Origin of the sequence: Rhizobium glycinendophyticum (genome assembly GCF_006443685.1) — a bacterium.
GTDB lineage: Bacteria > Pseudomonadota > Alphaproteobacteria > Rhizobiales > Rhizobiaceae > Allorhizobium > Allorhizobium glycinendophyticum.
Genome location: NZ_VFYP01000001.1, coordinates 637,014 through 653,743, shown reverse-complemented (window position 1 = coordinate 653,743; position 16,730 = coordinate 637,014). Strand labels below are relative to the sequence as shown.

Below are 16,730 nucleotides of genomic sequence, written 5' to 3'. Positions count from 1 at the left end.
GCCTTGGAAGCGCCGTGAACGGCGCTGTATATCGCACTGCAATATGTTATAAGCCTCGCCACCTGCGGAGGACAGTATCATGGACATCTCACCCCTTTGGGTTCCGACGGACGCTTTCAAGGCTGCTCAGCCGCTGACGCAGTTCATCGAGTGGTGCGGCTCGACCCTGGGCACACCTTTTCCGGATTATGAGGCCTTCTATGACTGGTCGATCCGCGACCGGGGTGCCTTCTGGTCTGCGGTGTGGGATCATTGCGGCGTGAAGGGCAGCAAGGGGAGCATCGCGCTGGCTGACGGCGATGTTATGCTGAAGGCGCGCTTCTTTCCCGAGGCTCAACTGAATTTTGCCGAGAACCTGCTGGTACATGCCGGTGAAGGCGATGCGCTGATCTTTCGCGGCGAAAACAAGGTGTCAGATCGGTGGAGCTGGCAGCGCCTGACGGCCATGGTCTCAAGGCTGCAGCAGGCGATGCAGGCCATGGGGATTGGCGCCGGCGACCGCGTCGCCGCCATGATGCCGAACATGCCGGAGACCATTGCGTTGATGCTGGCCGCCAGCTCGCTTGGCGCCATCTGGTCGTCCTGCTCCCCGGACTTCGGCGAACAAGGTGTGCTCGACCGCTTCGGCCAAATCGAGCCCAGCCTGTTCATCGCCTGTGATGGCTATTGGTATAATGGCAAGCGTCAGGATGTGGCCGACAAGGTGGTGGCAGTCGCTGAGAAGCTCGGCGTGCCGGTGCTCGTCATTCCTTATGCCGGCGAAACGGCTGCGCTCGTGGAAAGGCTTGCCGATGGCCGCAGCCTCGACCAATTCGTTGCGCCATTCTCCGTGCAGGAGATCGTTTACAAGCAACTGCCATTCGCGCACCCGCTTTACATCCTTTTCTCTTCGGGAACGACAGGCGTACCGAAGTGCATCGTGCACTCCGCCGGCGGCACGCTGCTGCAGCATCTGAAGGAGCACCGTTTCCATTGCGGGATTAGTGCCGGCGACCGGCTCTTCTACTTCACCACCTGCGGCTGGATGATGTGGAACTGGCTAGCCTCAGGGCTCGCCTGTGGGGCAACACTCTGCCTCTATGACGGCTCGCCCTTCTATCCCGACGGCAACGTGCTCTTTGATTATGCGGCGCAGGAGAAATTCGCGGTCTTCGGTACTTCGGCAAAATATATCGATGCCGTGCGCAAGAGCGGACTGACACCGAAGACGACCCACGACCTGTCGAGCCTCCGGCTGCTGACCTCGACCGGATCGCCGCTGTCGCCTGAAGGCTTTTCCTTCGTCTATGAAGGCATCAAGAACGATATCCAGCTGGCGTCTATTTCCGGCGGCACTGATATCGTTTCCTGCTTCGTGCTGGGCAACCCCTTGAAGCCGGTCTGGCGTGGCGAGATCCAGGGGCCGGGCCTCGGGCTTGCGATGGATGTGTGGAACGATGACGGGCAACCCGTTCGCGGCGAGAAGGGCGAACTCGTCTGCACCAAGGCCTTCCCGTCCATGCCGATCATGTTCTGGAACGATCCCGACGGTGCAAAATACCATGCAGCCTATTTTGATCGGTTCGACAATGTCTGGTGCCATGGCGATTTTGCCGAATGGACCGAGCATGGCGGGATCATCATCCACGGCCGCTCGGATGCCACGCTCAATCCGGGCGGTGTGCGCATCGGTACGGCGGAGATCTACAACCAGGTCGAGCAGTTGGACGAAGTGATCGAGGCAATCTGCATCGGCCAGGACTTCGATGACGATGTCCGCGTCATCCTTTTCGTGCGGCTGGCACCCGGCGTAATACTGGACGAGGCACTGGACAAGAAGATCAAGGCCAAGATCCGCACGGGTGCGTCTCCGCGCCATGTTCCGGCAAAAATCATTCAGGTGACAGATATCCCGCGGACGAAGTCGGGCAAGATCGTCGAACTTGCCGTGCGCGAGGTGGTGCATGGACGTCCGGTGAAGAACAAGGAGGCGCTCGCCAATCCGGAAGCGCTCGACCTCTTCGCCCATCTGCCAGAGCTGCAGAGCTGACGCGATTGTGTATCGAAACCTGCCGCAGCCCGACCCGACACCTCAATTCTAGGGTATTCCGCAAGCCCAGGCGGTAAGGATCTGTTAAGGCGGGTTTGGCAAGACTGTCGGCAACTTGGAGACGCACAATGAAGTGCGAGTGAGAGCCGGTTCCGGCTTCTTAGACATGATGTCGATTGCCTTCTTCTCCGGTTCGACAGCATCTACTGTGGGCGGCTTCGGGCCGCCCTTTTTTTTTGCCTTAGTGCTTGTCGTCCAGCGAGCGCGATACGAGCAGCACTGGCACCAGTCCCGCCAGAATGATGATGATTGCGGCAACGGCCGCATCCTGGGCCATGCCGCGTGAAGCATCCTCGTAGACGAGTGTGGCTAGCGTATTGAAGTTGAAGGGCCGCAGCAGGATGGTGGCGGAAAGTTCCTTCAACGTCTCGATGAACACCAGCAGGCCCGCCGTCAGAACAGCGGGCCGAAGATTGGGTAGCAGCACCTGGCGCAGCGTTTGTGGCCCGGATCGGCCGAGCGTACGGGCGGCCATGTCGAGATGCGGGGACAGCTTCTGGAAGCCCGCATCGATCGTTCCTTCCGACATAGTCAGGAAGCGCACTGTATAGGCGTAGACGATGGCAAAACCGGTCCCCGACAGGAGGAGGCCTGTCGAGACGCCGAAGGTCTGGCGCAGGAACCCATCGAAGGCGTTATCGAATGCGGCGAGCGGGATGAGCACGCCGATACCGAGCACTGTGCCTGGAATGCCATAACCGAGGGAGGCGAAGCGGCTGGCACTACGGGCGAGCCGCGAACGTTCGGTGCGGGCGGCATAGGCAAGCACAAATGCAAGGAAGACCGTGATCACGGCCGCCGTGGCCGACACGAGCGTCGAATGCCAGAGAGCATCGAGGAGCCTCGGTTCAAGGAAGTCGTCGACACGCCGCAGAGCAAAGCCGCCCAGGACGATGAAGGGTATGACGAAACCGAGCAGGATCGGCAGAAGGCAGAAAAAGGTGGCGAGCGCACCCTTCAGACCAGACAGTTTCAACCGCACGGCATCGGAAACAACGGCTGTCGTCTTGTGACTGGTAAAGCGCTGGCGCTTGCGGGCTTGGCGCTCGACGAAGAGCAGCAGCGCGACGATTGCCAGCATGACGCAGGCAATCTGGGCGGCGCCTGCGAGGCTGCCACGGTTGAGCCAGGTGTCGTAGATCGAAAAGGTCAGCGTCTGGACGCCGAGATATTCCACCGCGCCGATATCATTCAGCGTTTCCATCGTCACGAGCGTGAGCCCGATCATGATGGCGGGCTTGGCCATCGGCACCTGGATGCGGGCAAAAACGCGCAAAGGGCTCGCGCCCAGCGTTCGCGCCACATCGGCGGCGGCGCGGCCCTGCATCAGGAACATCGAGCGGCAGGCGAGATAGACATAAGGGTAGAGTACCGACGACATTACCAGTACGGCGCCGCCGAGAGAGCGGACATCGAAGAAGCTGTAGTCTCGTGCCGAGGTATAGCCGAAAATCGCGCGATACAGTGTTTGGACCGGGCCGGTGAAATCGAGGAACTCGCCAAAGGCATAGGCCGCGAGATAAGACGGGATCGCGAGCGGCAGGACGAGAGCCGGCGAAAAGACGCGGCGCAACGGGAACTCGCAGGACGCCACAAGCCAAGCGGTGCCGATGCCGTAGATGGCGGTGACCAGGCCGGTGAAAAGCAGGAGCCAGAGCGTGCGCAAGCCGGCCCGCGGAATGACGTTAGTCAGCATGTGCTGCCAATTGCCCGGATCGGACGACAGACCGATGACGAAGATCGCGACAATCGGCATCACGACGACGAGGGCCACGACCAAGGCGGCGCGCGTTGCTGGCCCCATGCTGCTGCGAAGAGGTCTGGTCGATGGGGCTGTGCCCGAGCGCGCGTTAGAATACAAGCTGTCGGCCCTTGCGGATGGGGAGGCTGGTTTCCTCTAGCGCAAAGGCCTGCAGAAGGGAACCGCCCGGATCAGCGCAGGGTGAGACGCGCCGCAGACGATACCGTCTCTCCGACAAGGCGCAGGCCGAGCCCACCAATGACCAGAGCAGCCAGACGATCGATACCGATCTTCCAACGGAGATAAACCTTCTGGGCGCGCGGCGCCGAAAAAGCGATTGCGACCACTGCATACCAGGAGGTCTCGACCGCGAAGATCGCCGGCGGCAGGACCAGAAGCATGGCAAGCGGCGGGGCGGCCGGCATCAGGGCCGCGAAGATGCTGGCGTAGACGACGGCGGTCTTGGGATTGCTGATCTGGGTGGCAAAGGCAAGGCCGAGGCTGTGCCAGACAGAAGCGCCCGTTCCGGCGGCCTCACCGCTCCCTGCGGCAACCAGCGGCGTCTTTGCGCCCTGCCAGATCCGGGTGGCGAGATAGACGAGGTAGAGGCCACCGCCGAACTTCAGCAGCAGGTAGAGCCATTCGACCTGCTGCAGCAGAGTTACCAGACCCACCAGAGCAAGTGTCGCGAAAAGCGCACCGCCGAGACCCATGCCGATGGCTGAGGCGAGCCCATGCAGGCGGGAATGCGAAATGGAGACGCGGGATACGAGAACGAAGCTCGGTCCGGGGCTCATGGCACCTATTGCGATTGCGAAAAGAATGCCTGTCAAGATGCCGATCGTGGCCATGGTCGTTCCGCCTGTACTTCGTCGTTCCCTAGAGCGAGCCCCGGCTTGCCGGGGCACTAACACGAGGCCTATTGACGCGGCACGCCCGCCTCAAGCCTTAAGATTTGCGGGTGCCTCGCCGCAGCATCGGCGTTCAATCCGCCAGTACCCGTGGTGACGGGAAGGTCACTTCCACCAGCGTGCCCTCGTTGGGTGTTGAGGAGATGGCGAATTGGGCGCGGTTGGCGTCAACCATAGCCTTGGTGAGGGGAAGCCCAAGGCCTGTGCCGTCGCCGCGGCTGCGCGGCGTGCCGGTGGAGACCTGACGGAAGGGCTTCATCGCCTGCTCTAGCTCGCTGCGTGACATGCCGATGCCCGTGTCGCGGATACGCAGGGTGACGCTGCCGTTTGGCTCATAGGATGTGGAGACAATGATCTGCCCGCCTGAGGGCGTGTAGCGGATGGCGTTTGCCAGGATATTGAGCGCGATCTGCTTGATGGAGCGGCCATCGGCCACGACATTCGGGACGGCTTGAGACAAAGCGGTGCGGATGATGACACGCTGGCTGTTGGCCTGCGGCTGGACGATCGATACGGCCGCCTGGACCATGTCGTTCAGGCCGACAGAGGCGAAATCGAGTTCCATCTCGCCTGCTTCGATCTTCGAGATATCCAGAAGGTCGTTGACGATATCGAGCACATGACGGCCCGAGCGGACAATATCATGCGCGTATTCGCCGTAGCGCGGGTGACCGACCGGACCAAAATGTTCGTTGGCCATCATGTCGGCAAAGCCGATGATCGCGTTGAGCGGCGTACGGATCTCGTGGCTGACGCGGGCGAGGAAGTCGGTCTTGTGGGCGTTTGCGGTCTCCGCGGCCCGCTTGGCGTTGCGCAGTTCCTCTTCCGTGCGCTTCCACTGGGTGATGTCGCGGATGACGGCGCAGTAGCCATTGGACGAGTTGAGGCGGCCGATGGTCATGAATAGCGGCAGAAAGCCTCCGGAGGCTTCGCGGCCAATGACTTCGCGTCCGTCATTCAGAACACTCGCCACGCCATGGCCGGAAAGGCCGTTCAGATAATCGAGGATCGACTTCTGGCTCTCATGGGCAAACAGCATCACGAAGGGTTTGCCGCGGGTTTCCATGTCGTCGAAATTGAACAGGGCGCTTGCGGCCCGGTTCATCGAGCGGATGTCGCCATCGGAATCGAGGATGACGACGCCGTCTGTCGCGGTCTCCAGGATCGACCGCAATTCGTCGACCTCGACCTTCAGGCGCGCCAGTTCACCTGGATTGACTGGAGCCTCGGCAGGTTCCACCACGTGTTCCTGCGCCTTGGCGCCGTGGCCGGGCTGAGCGATGAGGGCGAGCATCAGAGCACTTGCGTCATCGAAGCGCACCGATTGCAGGCGGGCCGTAACCGGCACAAGTCGATCATCGGCACAGACGGCAACAACACCGCCGCCCGGCTCGCCATTTTCATCCATGTCCTGGCGCTGGATGAGCGCATCAAGTCCGCCGACGGCCTGCAGATCGTTGAGCGAAGTGTAACCGGTGAGCGCAAAGAATTCGGGATTGGCGTGGATCAGCCGGTCGCCGACATGCACCAGCAGGGCGACGGGCATGAGATCGACGATCTCGGCGGTCAAACTGCGCTCGCGGCGTGACGGCAAGCCCTCAAGGACAGTCGCTGCCGGCAGGTCCACCGGCGGCGTTGCGGGCGTAACCGTTTCGGTCGGCGTGTCCGTCTCCGGGGTGGCCACGGATGCGGGCTTGTCAGCGGCGGTCGAAGAGGCGGAAGCTGCGGCGGTTTCGGCTGCGGCCGGTGACGGCGAGGTCGGCGGAGCCGTGCTGAGGGCCGGCGGGGCGGAGGCCGCCGGGTTGAGCGATTCCTCGACGCGGGCCCTCAGACCCAGCGGGTCGAGCTTCCGGGCAATCTCGCGGAAGGCTGCCTGTTCACCTGGCGTCAGGTTGTCCCGACTGCGGATGCGGTGTTCTTCCAGCTGGATGACCTTTTCCGGCAGGCTCGGCTTCGGTGGCTGCATGATGCGCAGCACGGGAGGTTCATAGCTTGGCGGCGACGTGGACGGCTGTTGCGGTTCAGCCGGAGCCGTGGCGGGTTCTTCTCCAGAAGCAGGTGCGTCGGCATCCCCCTCGCCCATATCCGATGTGGTGTTGAACTCTTCCCCGTCTTCGTTGCCGCCGATCACCCAGGTCTCGACATCATCGAGATCATGATGATGCAGCTGGTCTTCCTCGAAATCCTCCGGCGGATGGCCCTCGCCTTCGCTGAGTTCGGACAGGAATTCTTCGAGATCCTCGTCGCGGGTCGGTTCGCGGCTGTCGATCGGATCAGATGCTGCGGCCGCGGCAGATGCCATGGAGGGCACGAAGGTCAACCCTGTGGCATTGGGATCTTCCTGCGCGTCGGCGACCCGAACGATGCCGAAACCCCGGAAGCCATCGAAATCACGGTTGCGGGTATAGGTCGGAAGGGCTGCCAGATCGACCGGGACGACAAGCGTCGTGCCCTCGACCGGCCAAAGGATGGTCTTGCCGGACCAGGTGTCGCGCTTCTTCAGAAGTTCGCCGATCTTTCCTTCGGGATCGAGATTGAAGAGAGCGGCGAGATCGGAAAAGGCGACCCCGTTGATATCGGCCGCATGAGGGCCAACGGCCTGGGCAAATTCGGGGGAGACGTCACTGAAACGGCCTTCAGCATCGATCTTCCAAACGAAGCGCGTTGCGCGACGGCTGCGATCGAAGGCAAAAGGTGCAGCACTGGAGCTCGGGACCGTGTTGACGATGGTTGCGGCGACGGCCCGTTCCGGGCTTGCCGCCTGCGGTGCAGCCGGCGTGTATTGATCGAAGGCGTCGGACTCTCGGGAGGACAAGTCAGCCGCTTGCTCCCCAGCGAACTCGCTGGCGTACACGGGGCCAACCACCTCTGGCGTCAGGCGCTCATCGCCCACTTCAAGAGACGCCTGCGGCTCATCTGCAGGATCCGCTTCAATGACATCTTGGGCGTCCGGTTCAATCTCTTCGATCGCGCCGATCGCATCGATGACGGCGTCGAAGGGCTCCGATACGGGTCCCTGCTCGGCAACGATCGGCTCCATCGCGCCGACTTCATCCGCCTCTTCCAATTCACCCGTATCGTCGGCCCGAACTGGCTCGGCAATTGCGACGGGCAAATCACGCTCGGCCGTGACCTCTGCGTCTGCAACGTCAGCGATACCTTCCAAAGGGTCGGCTTGGGCATCGTCTTCGAAATCGTCGCTCGGGTCCATCTGACCCAAAATCGTCTCCACCGCAAACAACAGGTGCAGCGTCGGATCGTCGGAGATCTTGCCGATTGCAGCCGGCAAATACCCCCGACCCGTCGGGATGGGACGCTTAACCAGGCGGTCGGCATCGGCCTCGACAAGATTGATCAGCATGCGCGCGGTGGCAGCCGTTACGCCCAGACGGGCAAAGTCGGCGGAACCGGCGACGACGGTTCCTTCCGCATCGAGAACCGCCATATGGGTATCCGGATCATCGAAGCCGCTCATCAGGTCCTGAGCGCGCTCGGCCAGACCAGGGCGACCCTTCGTGAGGGACGGCACGGCCAGAAGGACAACGGGATCGGCGGCGCGGATCTCCACGCGCTCAACGGCAGCCGTGACCGGCAGCTTCTGAAAGCCCGAGGTGACGCGCAGCATCAGGCTGCGGCTGTCGCCGGTGTTCGCCAACTGGCGTGCAGCGGCATCGATCTGACGGAAGGTCACGTCGCTGCGGTCGGGGCCCTCCTCCAGAAAATCGTAGATAGAAGCCTGACCGAAGAAGCGCGCACCCGCACCATTGCACCACAGAACCCGATCGAGCGACGGCGAAAACAGCACGAGCGCCTCGCCCTGGGCAAGCCTCGGGCGGATCAGATCATGCACGGCGACGTCGATGAAGGGATACTGGGCGGGCATTGCTGAACCTGTCACGTCATGGCCTCAAAAGGCAAATTAACAGATTTTTAATAGCTAGGGAGGGCCTTTGGGTCCAGAAAGTGTCCCTTGTTTCGGTCGATAAGGTTAACCGGCCAGAGTTGCCCACATGCAGCTTTTCTAATTGTGCACTGCACAATGATGTTGCAACGCACCATAAACGGTGCTATATAGTCCTCATGCATGTACGAGCGGCCCGCACGGCCCCACCGAACAAGAGGAAATACGCCATGAACACCAAGGATATGTTCTCCTTCTCGACCTTCGATCCTTCCAAGATGCAGGAAAGCTTTCGCGACTTCGCCGAAAAGGGCGCTGCCCAGTCGAAGGAAGCCTATGCCAAGATGAAGGCTGCGACCGAAGAAGCCACCAAGACCGTTGAAGCCACCGTGCAGACCGCCCAGGCCGGCACCGTCGAGCTGGGCCTCAAGGCGATCGACGCACTGCGCACCAACACGGAGCATTCGCTCTCGCATCTCGAAGCCCTGCTCGGCGTCAAGTCGGTTGCCGAACTTTTTGAACTCCAGACGTCCTTCATCCGCAAGCAGGCTGAAGTGACGATCGAACAGGCCAAGTCCATCCAGGAAACCGCAAAGAAGGTTGCCGAATCCGTCGTCAAGCCGGGCAAGGAAGCCGCTGAAAAGGCCGCTTCCACCTTCAAGGCCGCCTGATCCCGTCTTCTGACGCAAGATCCTCCCAGAACAGAGGGCCGGGCTTTCAAGCCTGGCCCTTTGTCTATCCAAGCGCATTTTGCATGATCCGCAGAAAGGGCTTGAAAAAAAATCCGACTGCTCGTATGTGACCCCTCGACGGCGTCAGCGACGCGGTCATGTGCGGTTGTAGCTCAGTTGGTTAGAGCGCAGGTTTGTGGCACCTGAGGTCGGAGGTTCGAGACCCCCCAACCGTACCATTTTTCACTTTTTCTATATCTGCACACGAGACGTGGAAACGCGGTCCTAGCTCGTCTTGCTCGGTCGACGCCCTGCGAACAGGTCCTTGTGTGCGGAGAGCAGCTTTGCCATGCGGTCGACAACCGTGCGAATCTCGCGGCGATGGCGGTCATCGTTGTTCATCACGATCCATTGCCGGTGACGGAGCGCTACGATCTCTTCGCCACTCCGCTCAAGGGTTGGATCAAGGTCCCCGACGAAGCAAGGCAAGATCGCCATACCGGCTCCGGCCCTGACAAGATCGCGCAGCGAGCGCGGACGGTTGACGGTAGTGACGATCCGGTCCGGCTTGTTTTCGTGCGGCCACCGTAGATAGTTCGAGACTGCATTTTCCGTATCCACAGCCAGCCACGGCTCGGCGCCGATCCAGTCACGATTGCTGGCGCGATAGGCTGCATAAGCCACCTCGCCTGCGGCGACGGACGCTAGGTTCGCCTCCTCCGGCTCGAAAGCGCGGATGCCGATATCGCTTTCGCGGTGGGCCAGACGTGCCCGCTGCTCGGCGATATTCAGATCGATACGGAAAGCATCCCGGTCAGTGCGAATCGCGTGCATGTTCTGCGCTACGAGCCAGGCGATCCAGGTACCGAGACTGATGCGCACCAAGGCTTGCCCGACTGTGCCACGCCGCCATTCCTCGACCTTGCGCGACGCCGCCTCAAGCTCGGACAACTGCTCCAGCAGCTGCCCTCCGTCGGGCGTCAGGCGATATCCGGTTTGGCTGCGCAGGAAGAGTTCGCGGCCCAGCCGCTGCTCAAGGTCGACCATGCGCCGACCTAGTGTTGCGGGGCTCATGCCCGTGACATCAGCGGCAGCTGTTAAACCGCCCTGGCGGGCAATCACGATGAAAATCTGATAAGCGTCCCAAGCGATATCTTTCATGACTGAAAAACATACTGCAAAATTGCCGGTTTATACAGCTAAATTTGATCGATAGCCTCTCAAGTCGAGACATTGACGAGGAGCTTTTTGATGACCGAACATTCCATGATCCTGGCCTTTCTTTTTCTGCAGAAAGCGTCGCGGGCTTACAGCGCCAAGGATGAAGATGACTTCTACCGGCAGTATTCGGAGCCGTGGTCTTTCCGACTGCATTGGAACTGGTCGCATCTTGATCACTGGCTCTCCAGGGTGAGAGCCGCGACCTGCGAGCCAGCCGGACGTTCTCACGCGGCCGCTGCACCGCATACCTGCAGGTAAATGCAGAAGAGCCCGGTGACGTCACCGGACTCTTCTCTATTCCTGTTGCGGAAATCTCTGCTTACGCAGCTCTGACCGCTCCCTGCCCCCGATCCGCCTCGATGCGGAACTGCTGCAGGAGATCGCGCAGCGCATCGGTCTGCATCGACAGATCCTGCGTGGCCGCCGTCGCCTCTTCCACCATCGCGGCGTTCTGTTGAGTCATCTGGTCCATGCGGCCGACGGCGCCGTTCACTTCCTGCAGTGCGCCGGACTGTTCGCGGCTGGTCTCGGCAATCTTTTCGATATGCTCGCTGATCGCCGAGATCTGGGTGCCAATGCGCGACAGGACCTCGCCGGTCTGCTGGACATGGGTTGCACCGCTTGCCACTTCGGTTGCCGATCGGTTGATCAGGCCCTTGATTTCCTTCGCCGCATTGGCGGAGCGCTGGGCGAGTTCGCGGACTTCCTGGGCAACGACCGCAAAGCCCTTGCCGGCTTCGCCAGCGCGGGCGGCTTCGACGCCGGCGTTAAGGGCCAGGAGGTTCGTCTGGAAGGCGATTTCGTCGATGACGCCGATGATGTTGGAGATCTGGCGGGAGGCGTCCTCGATCCGGCCCATGGCCGAAATCGCGCTACCGACCACGACGGCGGATTCGTCGGCGTTCTTCTTGGCTTCTCGCACGACGCCGTTCACCTGTTCGGCGCGCTCCGAGGAGGAGCGGACGGCAGCGGTGATTTCGTCGACGGCAGCGGCCGTTTCCTCTAGCGAGGCGGCCTGCTGTTCGGTGCGGCGGGCAAGGTCGAGCGCCGACTGCGCCATCTGCCGGCCGTTGTTCTGGATCTGGTCCACATTGCCGGAGATCTGGTGCATGGTGTCGCGCAGGCGGGCGAGCGACAGGTTAAAGTCGGTGCGCAGTTGTTCGAGGCGGCCGTGGAAACGATCCTCGATCTCGAAGGAGATGTCGCCGACGGCGAGCCGTTCCAGCGCCTGGGCAAGCTTGCCGACGGCATGCTCGATCTGGCGGTCCAGAGCCTGCTTTTCCTCGTCATTGCGCCGCCGCTCGGCCTCCGCCTCGATCTGCTCGCGCTGGCGCTGCATTTCGATCTCGATCTTGGTATGGGCGTTGGTCTTGAAGACGCCGAGTGCGCGCGCCATCGCACCAATTTCGTCGCCACGCTTGTCACCGGCAATGCCGGCTTCGAGGTCACCTTCGGCCAGACGCTGCATGGTGGCAGTGATGCGTGCGATCGGGCGCTGCAGGGTCAGCACCAAAGCAAAGCCACCGATGATGGCGAGGATCACACCGGCGATGGTTGTGCCGATCGACAGGCGGTTTGCTTCCTGGCGTTCGGTGCCGGCTGCATCCTTCTGCAGGTCGGCAAAGGAGGTGAGCGAGGCCCATATCGCATCCATGGTGCGGCTCGCATCAGCGAAGCTTTCCGCGCGGGCACTGCTGGTCTTGACCAGCGTCTCTGAATCGCTGGTCAGCGAGGCCAGCAGCGGCTGGATTGCGCCCGTCAGGCTCTCGTAAAAGGCCTTGTCAGCAATGCTGCCGCCGAGCACGACGAGGTTGTCGCCGACAAGCTTGATCTGCCGCAGCAGGGGCTCGCGGCTCTTGTCGTCCTTCACATTAAGGAAGTTGGCAGCGACGAGGCGCAGGTCATAGACGTCAGCGACCAGCATACGGCTACCGGTCTGGACGTCATCGGCCTGGACGGCGCCCGTCTCGACAGTGGAAAATTTCTCGACCGATGACGCGTATTTCTCTTTTGCGCCCTGCTCCAAGGTTGCGGCAAAGCCGCGGAAACGGGCGACGATGGAACCGAGCGCGCGACCTGCCTCCAGGCTCGTGTCACCGGTCGCAATCTGCTTTTTCAGATCGTTGATGGCGGCCTGAAAATCTTTCCCCATAGGCTTCAGTTTGGCCGGCAGGGCATTGGCGATCTTGCGCTGCGTCTTGACCAGTTCAGGTAGCTGTTTTTGCAGATAGGGGACCTGCGCTTCGGGAAGGCCGGCTGCAAAATAACCGCGAGTGAATTCGGCAAGCTGCGTGCCGGCAGCCGCCAGACGGTCGGCTTCGCGCAATGCCGCCTTGGCATCACCTTCACCGCTGACCACGGCGCGCTGCAGCTTCTGCGCTTCGTCGGCAACGCGGATCTGCTGGGCCATCAGACCTTTCAGATGCTCCTGAATGGCGGCAGCCGTCTGCACCTCCGACTGGTGCAATTGCCACAGCGCATCGATCTTCTGATTGATCGCGCCAGTGCCGGCAATCGCTTCGTCAAGGAAGTTGCGCCCCATGCCACCTTCACCGATCTCGGCAATATTGTCCTTCAGTGTCGCCTGCTGGACGTCGAGTTGCGAGACGACGGCAGTGCGGGTTTCTTCAGACGTCTCGTTCAGGAAGCGGGTCATGGCGGCATTGACGCTGCGGAAACCGTTCAGCGAACGCATAGTACCGTTGGAGATCTCCATTCGCTGCTGCAGCAGACCGGAGGCATAGAGCCCCATGAGGCCAACAGCAGTGATCGACAGAACAAAGGGCAGCACGAAGGCCATGACCTTGGTCGAAATCGAAAATCTGGACAGTATCTGATCGATCAAAACGCATCCCCCATGACGGGAAGAGACCGGCATTTTCCGGCACATCCCTTGATTGCCATGCGGGTTTCTCCGCATGGGCGTTACTCCACTCCGATGACGAGGATTGCGCGAAAAGTATCAAGACCAGGTTAAACAGCGACAGCTAAAGGCTGGACCTCAACTGATCTGGTGGATCCCATGGCAGGGACAGACATCCGCCGATAGCGCGGCAAGCCCGATCCGCCCATTGGAAATCGGGCACAGAGACAGGCGCTCCGGCTCGAGTCGCTCCGGTTTCAGCGGTTCAGCCGAGAAGAAGACCGGTGGCAAGGGTTGCCAGCATGCTTGCAGCAAACAGGGTGCTGATCAGAAATGCGCGGAGACTGCTGCGTTCTTCATCCTGCCGGCGGCTAACGGCGATGGCAATGGCGCGGGGCTTGCGGTTTTCAGGGGTCATCCATGCAATCCTTGAAACGGTCCGTGACGAGAACATGCCTTTCGGCTCGCCGGCCTGACCTCATGTCGCGGCTTCGTTTGCATGCCGGCATTCAGTCAGGATGGCCGACGCATGTTAACAAGTTCTGAATTACCCCCCGAAGCTTGCCCCTAACGGGCGAAAAGTTCAGACGCCTTCGCCCGCCGCATGACCGGAGGCCCAGGCCCATTGAAAATTGTAGCCGCCGAGCCAGCCGGTGACGTCCACGCACTCGCCGATGAAGAAGAGGCCGGGCACGTCCTTCGCCTGCAGCGTTCGGCTATCGAGGTGTCGGGTGTCGATACCGCCTAGGGTCACTTCCGCCGTGCGGTATCCTTCGGAGCCGGCGGGCTTCAGGCGCCAGCCGCGGATTTGGTCGGCGAGCGCCACAAGAGCCTTGTCGGGGAGATCGGCGAGCGGACGCCCAAGCTTGTGCGTTTCCGCCAAATACTGGGCGAGACGCTTGGGCAAATACTGGGCCAAAATCGTCTGCACCTGCTGACGGCCGTTGTCGCGCTTGGCTGACCTCAGGATGTCGGCAAAGTCCCGCTCCGGCTCGAGCGACAGCACGATCTCGTCGCCCTCACGCCAATAACTGGAGATCTGCAGGATGGCGGGGCCCGAGAGGCCGCGATGGGTAAAGAGCATGGCCTCGCGGAAATGCGTCTTGCCCTGAGCGATGTCGGCATCGACGGCAACGCCGGAAAGATCGGACAGGGACGCGAGCAGGTTCGGCTCCAGCGTCAGCGGCACGAGTGCCGGCCTTGTTTCGGTGACGGAGAGACCAAACTGGTCGGCGATGCGATAGGCAAAGCCGGTGGCGCCCATTTTAGGGATCGACTTACCGCCGGAGGCGACCATCAGAGTGCGGCCGATGACCAGGCCATCGGTCGTCTGCAAGCGGAAACCATCGATCCCTTTGACGACCTCGGAGATCTCACAGGACAGTCTCAGTTCGACATCAGCCGCACGCATCTCGTCGAGCAGCATACGGATGATGTCCTTGGCGCTGTCATCGCAAAAGAGCTGCCCAAGCGTCTTTTCATGCCAGGCGATCTTGTGCTTGTCGACGAGCGCGATGAAATCGGCAGGCGTGTAGCGGGCGAGCGCAGACTTGGCGAAATGCGGGTTCTGCGACAGGTAGTTCTTCGGGCTGGCATGTATGTTGGTGAAGTTGCATCGGCCACCGCCGGAAATGCGGATTTTTTCGCCCGGAGCTTTAGCGTGGTCGAGCACGAGGACGGAGCGACCGCGCCGACCTGCTGTAAAGGCGGCCATCATCCCGGCTGCACCCGCTCCGATAATGACGGTGTCATAGGTCATGGCCATGCCACGTCTCCTGTCCAATTGCCGCCTGTCTCGACAAACTTATGATCAAAGTCAACGCTTCCCCCTCGCCATCGGGGAAAGTCTGGCTATGATGGAACTCACCAACAACCAACTGGTGAGACATGCCTCCGAAGAAACCGATGAAGAGACCCTCCAACGTGACCTCCAAGAAGGCGAGCATTCCGCCGGACCCTGGATCGAAGCGTGGAGTCTCCAATTGGAAGGAGGCTGCGAGCTGGCTGAGAGCCCGCGGCATCGAGGATATCGAGTGCATTACGCCTGACCTGGCCGGCGTGCCACGCGGCAAGATGATGCCGTCGTCGAAGTTCACGTCGAACACGTCGCTCGCTTTGCCCTCGGCGCTCTATCGCCACACGATCTCAGGCGAATATCCTGATGAGACGGAGAACTTCCGCTATGAGCCGCGCGATAGCGACCTGAAGCTGGTGCCCGATCTTTCGACGCTCTCCGTGGTGCCGTGGGAGACGGACCCGACGGCGCAAGTGATCTGCGACATCGTCAATGTCGATGGCGAGAACGTCTCCTATACGCCGCGCAACGTCCTGAAAAACGTGCTTCGTCTTTATGAGGAGAAGGGCTGGAAGCCGGTCGTCGCGCCGGAGATCGAATTCTATCTCGTGGCGATGAACGACGACCCGGACTATCCCCTTCATCCCCCAAAAGGGCGCTCGGGCCGTTCGATCGTGGGCGGTCAAGGCTACTCGATCGCCGGCATCAACGAATTCGACGAATTGATCGACGACATCTACCACTTCTCGGAAAAGCAGGGTCTCGAGATCGATACCCTTATTCACGAGGAAGGCCCGGCACAGCTGGAAATCAACCTGCGCCATGGCAATCCGATTGAGCTTGCCGACCAGGTCTTCATGTTCAAGCGAACGATCCGCGAGGCGGCGCTCAAGCACGGCATCTACGCCACCTTCATGGCAAAGCCGATGCAGGGTCAGCCAGGTTCGGCCATGCACATCCACCAGTCGGTGGTCGATATCAAGACCGGGAAAAATGTCTTTTCGAAGCCGGATGGTTCGGCCTCGCAGGAGTTCTTCCACTTCATCGGCGGCATGCAGAAATATGTGCCGAGTGCGTTGGCGATGCTTGCACCATACGTCAATTCCTATCGCCGCCTGACGCCTGACATGGCGGCGCCCGTCAACAATGCCTGGGGCTATGACAACCGCACGACGGCGTTTCGCGTGCCGGTGTCGGATGCGGCGGCCCGGCGTGTCGAAAACCGTCTGCCGAGTTCGGATGCCAATCCGTATCTCGCGCTGGCGGCCTCGCTCGCCTGCGGCTATCTCGGCATCATCAAGGAAATCGAGCCGACTGCCGCCGCCGAGGGTTCCGAGAATGAGGGTTCGGTGGACCTTCCGCGCGGTCTCCTGGAAGCGGTCTCGCTCATGGAGAGCGAGCCGGACTTCCTTGATGTCTTCGGTCGCGAGTTCATAGGGCTCTATGCCGGTGTGAAACGCGGCGAGTTTGAGACCTTCATGCAGGTGATCAGCCCGTGGGAACGGGAATTCCTCCTCTTGAACGTATGAGAAGCACAG

At 61.2% G+C, this 16,730-nt stretch carries 11 protein-coding genes and 1 tRNA gene; 5 read left to right on the top strand and 7 right to left on the bottom strand.

All coding sequences use genetic code 11. From position 1 onward, the window contains the following. Positions 1–79: 79 nt before the first annotated feature. Complete coding sequence (locus tag FJQ55_RS03165; RefSeq protein WP_140826256.1) at positions 80–2,029, top strand: acetoacetate--CoA ligase; 1,950 nt, start codon at positions 80–82, stop codon at positions 2,027–2,029. Between the two features lie 241 nt (positions 2,030–2,270). Here FJQ55_RS03165 and FJQ55_RS03160 read toward each other — a convergent pair whose 3' ends face one another. From FJQ55_RS03160 to FJQ55_RS03150, 3 genes are all read right to left on the bottom strand, one after another. Then, positions 2,271–3,893, bottom strand: a complete 1,623-nt coding sequence (locus FJQ55_RS03160; protein ID WP_140826255.1) for an ABC transporter permease — start codon at positions 3,891–3,893, stop codon at positions 2,271–2,273. Positions 3,894–4,021: 128 nt separating this feature from the next. Then, the gene (locus FJQ55_RS03155) at positions 4,022–4,681 is read right to left on the bottom strand and encodes a LysE family translocator (protein WP_140826254.1); all 660 of its coding nucleotides are present in this window, start codon (positions 4,679–4,681) and stop codon (positions 4,022–4,024) included. A 133-nt stretch (positions 4,682–4,814) separates the two neighbouring features. After that, positions 4,815–8,624, bottom strand: a complete 3,810-nt coding sequence (locus tag FJQ55_RS03150; protein WP_140829054.1) for a sensor histidine kinase — start codon at positions 8,622–8,624, stop codon at positions 4,815–4,817. A 248-nt stretch (positions 8,625–8,872) separates the two neighbouring features. Here FJQ55_RS03150 and FJQ55_RS03145 point away from each other — a divergent pair, with 248 nt between their 5' ends. Together FJQ55_RS03145 and FJQ55_RS03140 are read left to right on the top strand one after the other, a co-directional pair. Beyond that, entirely contained in the window at positions 8,873–9,313 is a 441-nt protein-coding gene (locus FJQ55_RS03145) for a phasin (protein WP_140826253.1), read from the top strand. A 162-nt stretch (positions 9,314–9,475) separates the two neighbouring features. Then, a tRNA-His gene (locus tag FJQ55_RS03140) sits at positions 9,476–9,552 on the top strand. Positions 9,553–9,598: 46 nt separating this feature from the next. Here the strand turns inward: FJQ55_RS03140 and FJQ55_RS03135 are convergent. After that, positions 9,599–10,474, bottom strand: coding sequence for a LysR family transcriptional regulator (locus FJQ55_RS03135; RefSeq protein WP_140826252.1), 876 nt, complete (start codon positions 10,472–10,474; stop codon positions 9,599–9,601). 90 nt (positions 10,475–10,564) lie between these two features. Between FJQ55_RS03135 and FJQ55_RS03130 the strand changes: the two genes are divergently transcribed. Next, the gene (locus FJQ55_RS03130; protein WP_140826251.1) at positions 10,565–10,792 is read left to right on the top strand and encodes a hypothetical protein; all 228 of its coding nucleotides are present in this window, start codon (positions 10,565–10,567) and stop codon (positions 10,790–10,792) included. Positions 10,793–10,853: 61 nt separating this feature from the next. Here FJQ55_RS03130 and FJQ55_RS03125 read toward each other — a convergent pair whose 3' ends face one another. From FJQ55_RS03125 to FJQ55_RS03120, 3 genes are all read right to left on the bottom strand, one after another. Beyond that, positions 10,854–13,379 carry a methyl-accepting chemotaxis protein gene (locus tag FJQ55_RS03125; protein ID WP_425467492.1) on the bottom strand — a complete coding sequence of 842 codons (2,526 nt, stop codon included), beginning with the start codon at positions 13,377–13,379 and terminating at the stop codon, positions 10,854–10,856. Between the two features lie 283 nt (positions 13,380–13,662). After that, complete coding sequence (locus FJQ55_RS23300) at positions 13,663–13,815, bottom strand: hypothetical protein (RefSeq protein WP_161596938.1); 153 nt, start codon at positions 13,813–13,815, stop codon at positions 13,663–13,665. 165 nt (positions 13,816–13,980) lie between these two features. Continuing rightward, positions 13,981–15,162 carry a BaiN/RdsA family NAD(P)/FAD-dependent oxidoreductase gene (locus FJQ55_RS03120; protein WP_140826249.1) on the bottom strand — a complete coding sequence of 394 codons (1,182 nt, stop codon included), beginning with the start codon at positions 15,160–15,162 and terminating at the stop codon, positions 13,981–13,983. 122 nt (positions 15,163–15,284) lie between these two features. On the opposite strand from FJQ55_RS03120, the gene FJQ55_RS03115 reads away from it, so the two are divergent. After that, complete coding sequence (locus FJQ55_RS03115; protein WP_140826248.1) at positions 15,285–16,721, top strand: glutamine synthetase family protein; 1,437 nt, start codon at positions 15,285–15,287, stop codon at positions 16,719–16,721. The last annotated feature ends 9 nt before the right edge of the window (positions 16,722–16,730 follow it).

Coding starts and splice junctions, on each gene's coding strand:
- FJQ55_RS03165 (WP_140826256.1), top strand. CDS start 80: ATGGACATCTCACCCCTTTGGGTTCCGACGGACGCTTTCAAGGCTGCT.
- FJQ55_RS03160 (WP_140826255.1), bottom strand. CDS start 3,893: ATGGGGCCAGCAACGCGCGCCGCCTTGGTCGTGGCCCTCGTCGTCGTG.
- FJQ55_RS03155 (WP_140826254.1), bottom strand. CDS start 4,681: ATGGCCACGATCGGCATCTTGACAGGCATTCTTTTCGCAATCGCAATA.
- FJQ55_RS03150 (WP_140829054.1), bottom strand. CDS start 8,624: ATGCCCGCCCAGTATCCCTTCATCGACGTCGCCGTGCATGATCTGATC.
- FJQ55_RS03145 (WP_140826253.1), top strand. CDS start 8,873: ATGAACACCAAGGATATGTTCTCCTTCTCGACCTTCGATCCTTCCAAG.
- FJQ55_RS03135 (WP_140826252.1), bottom strand. CDS start 10,474: ATGAAAGATATCGCTTGGGACGCTTATCAGATTTTCATCGTGATTGCC.
- FJQ55_RS03130 (WP_140826251.1), top strand. CDS start 10,565: ATGACCGAACATTCCATGATCCTGGCCTTTCTTTTTCTGCAGAAAGCG.
- FJQ55_RS23300 (WP_161596938.1), bottom strand. CDS start 13,815: ATGACCCCTGAAAACCGCAAGCCCCGCGCCATTGCCATCGCCGTTAGC.
- FJQ55_RS03120 (WP_140826249.1), bottom strand. CDS start 15,162: ATGGCCATGACCTATGACACCGTCATTATCGGAGCGGGTGCAGCCGGG.
- FJQ55_RS03115 (WP_140826248.1), top strand. CDS start 15,285: ATGCCTCCGAAGAAACCGATGAAGAGACCCTCCAACGTGACCTCCAAG.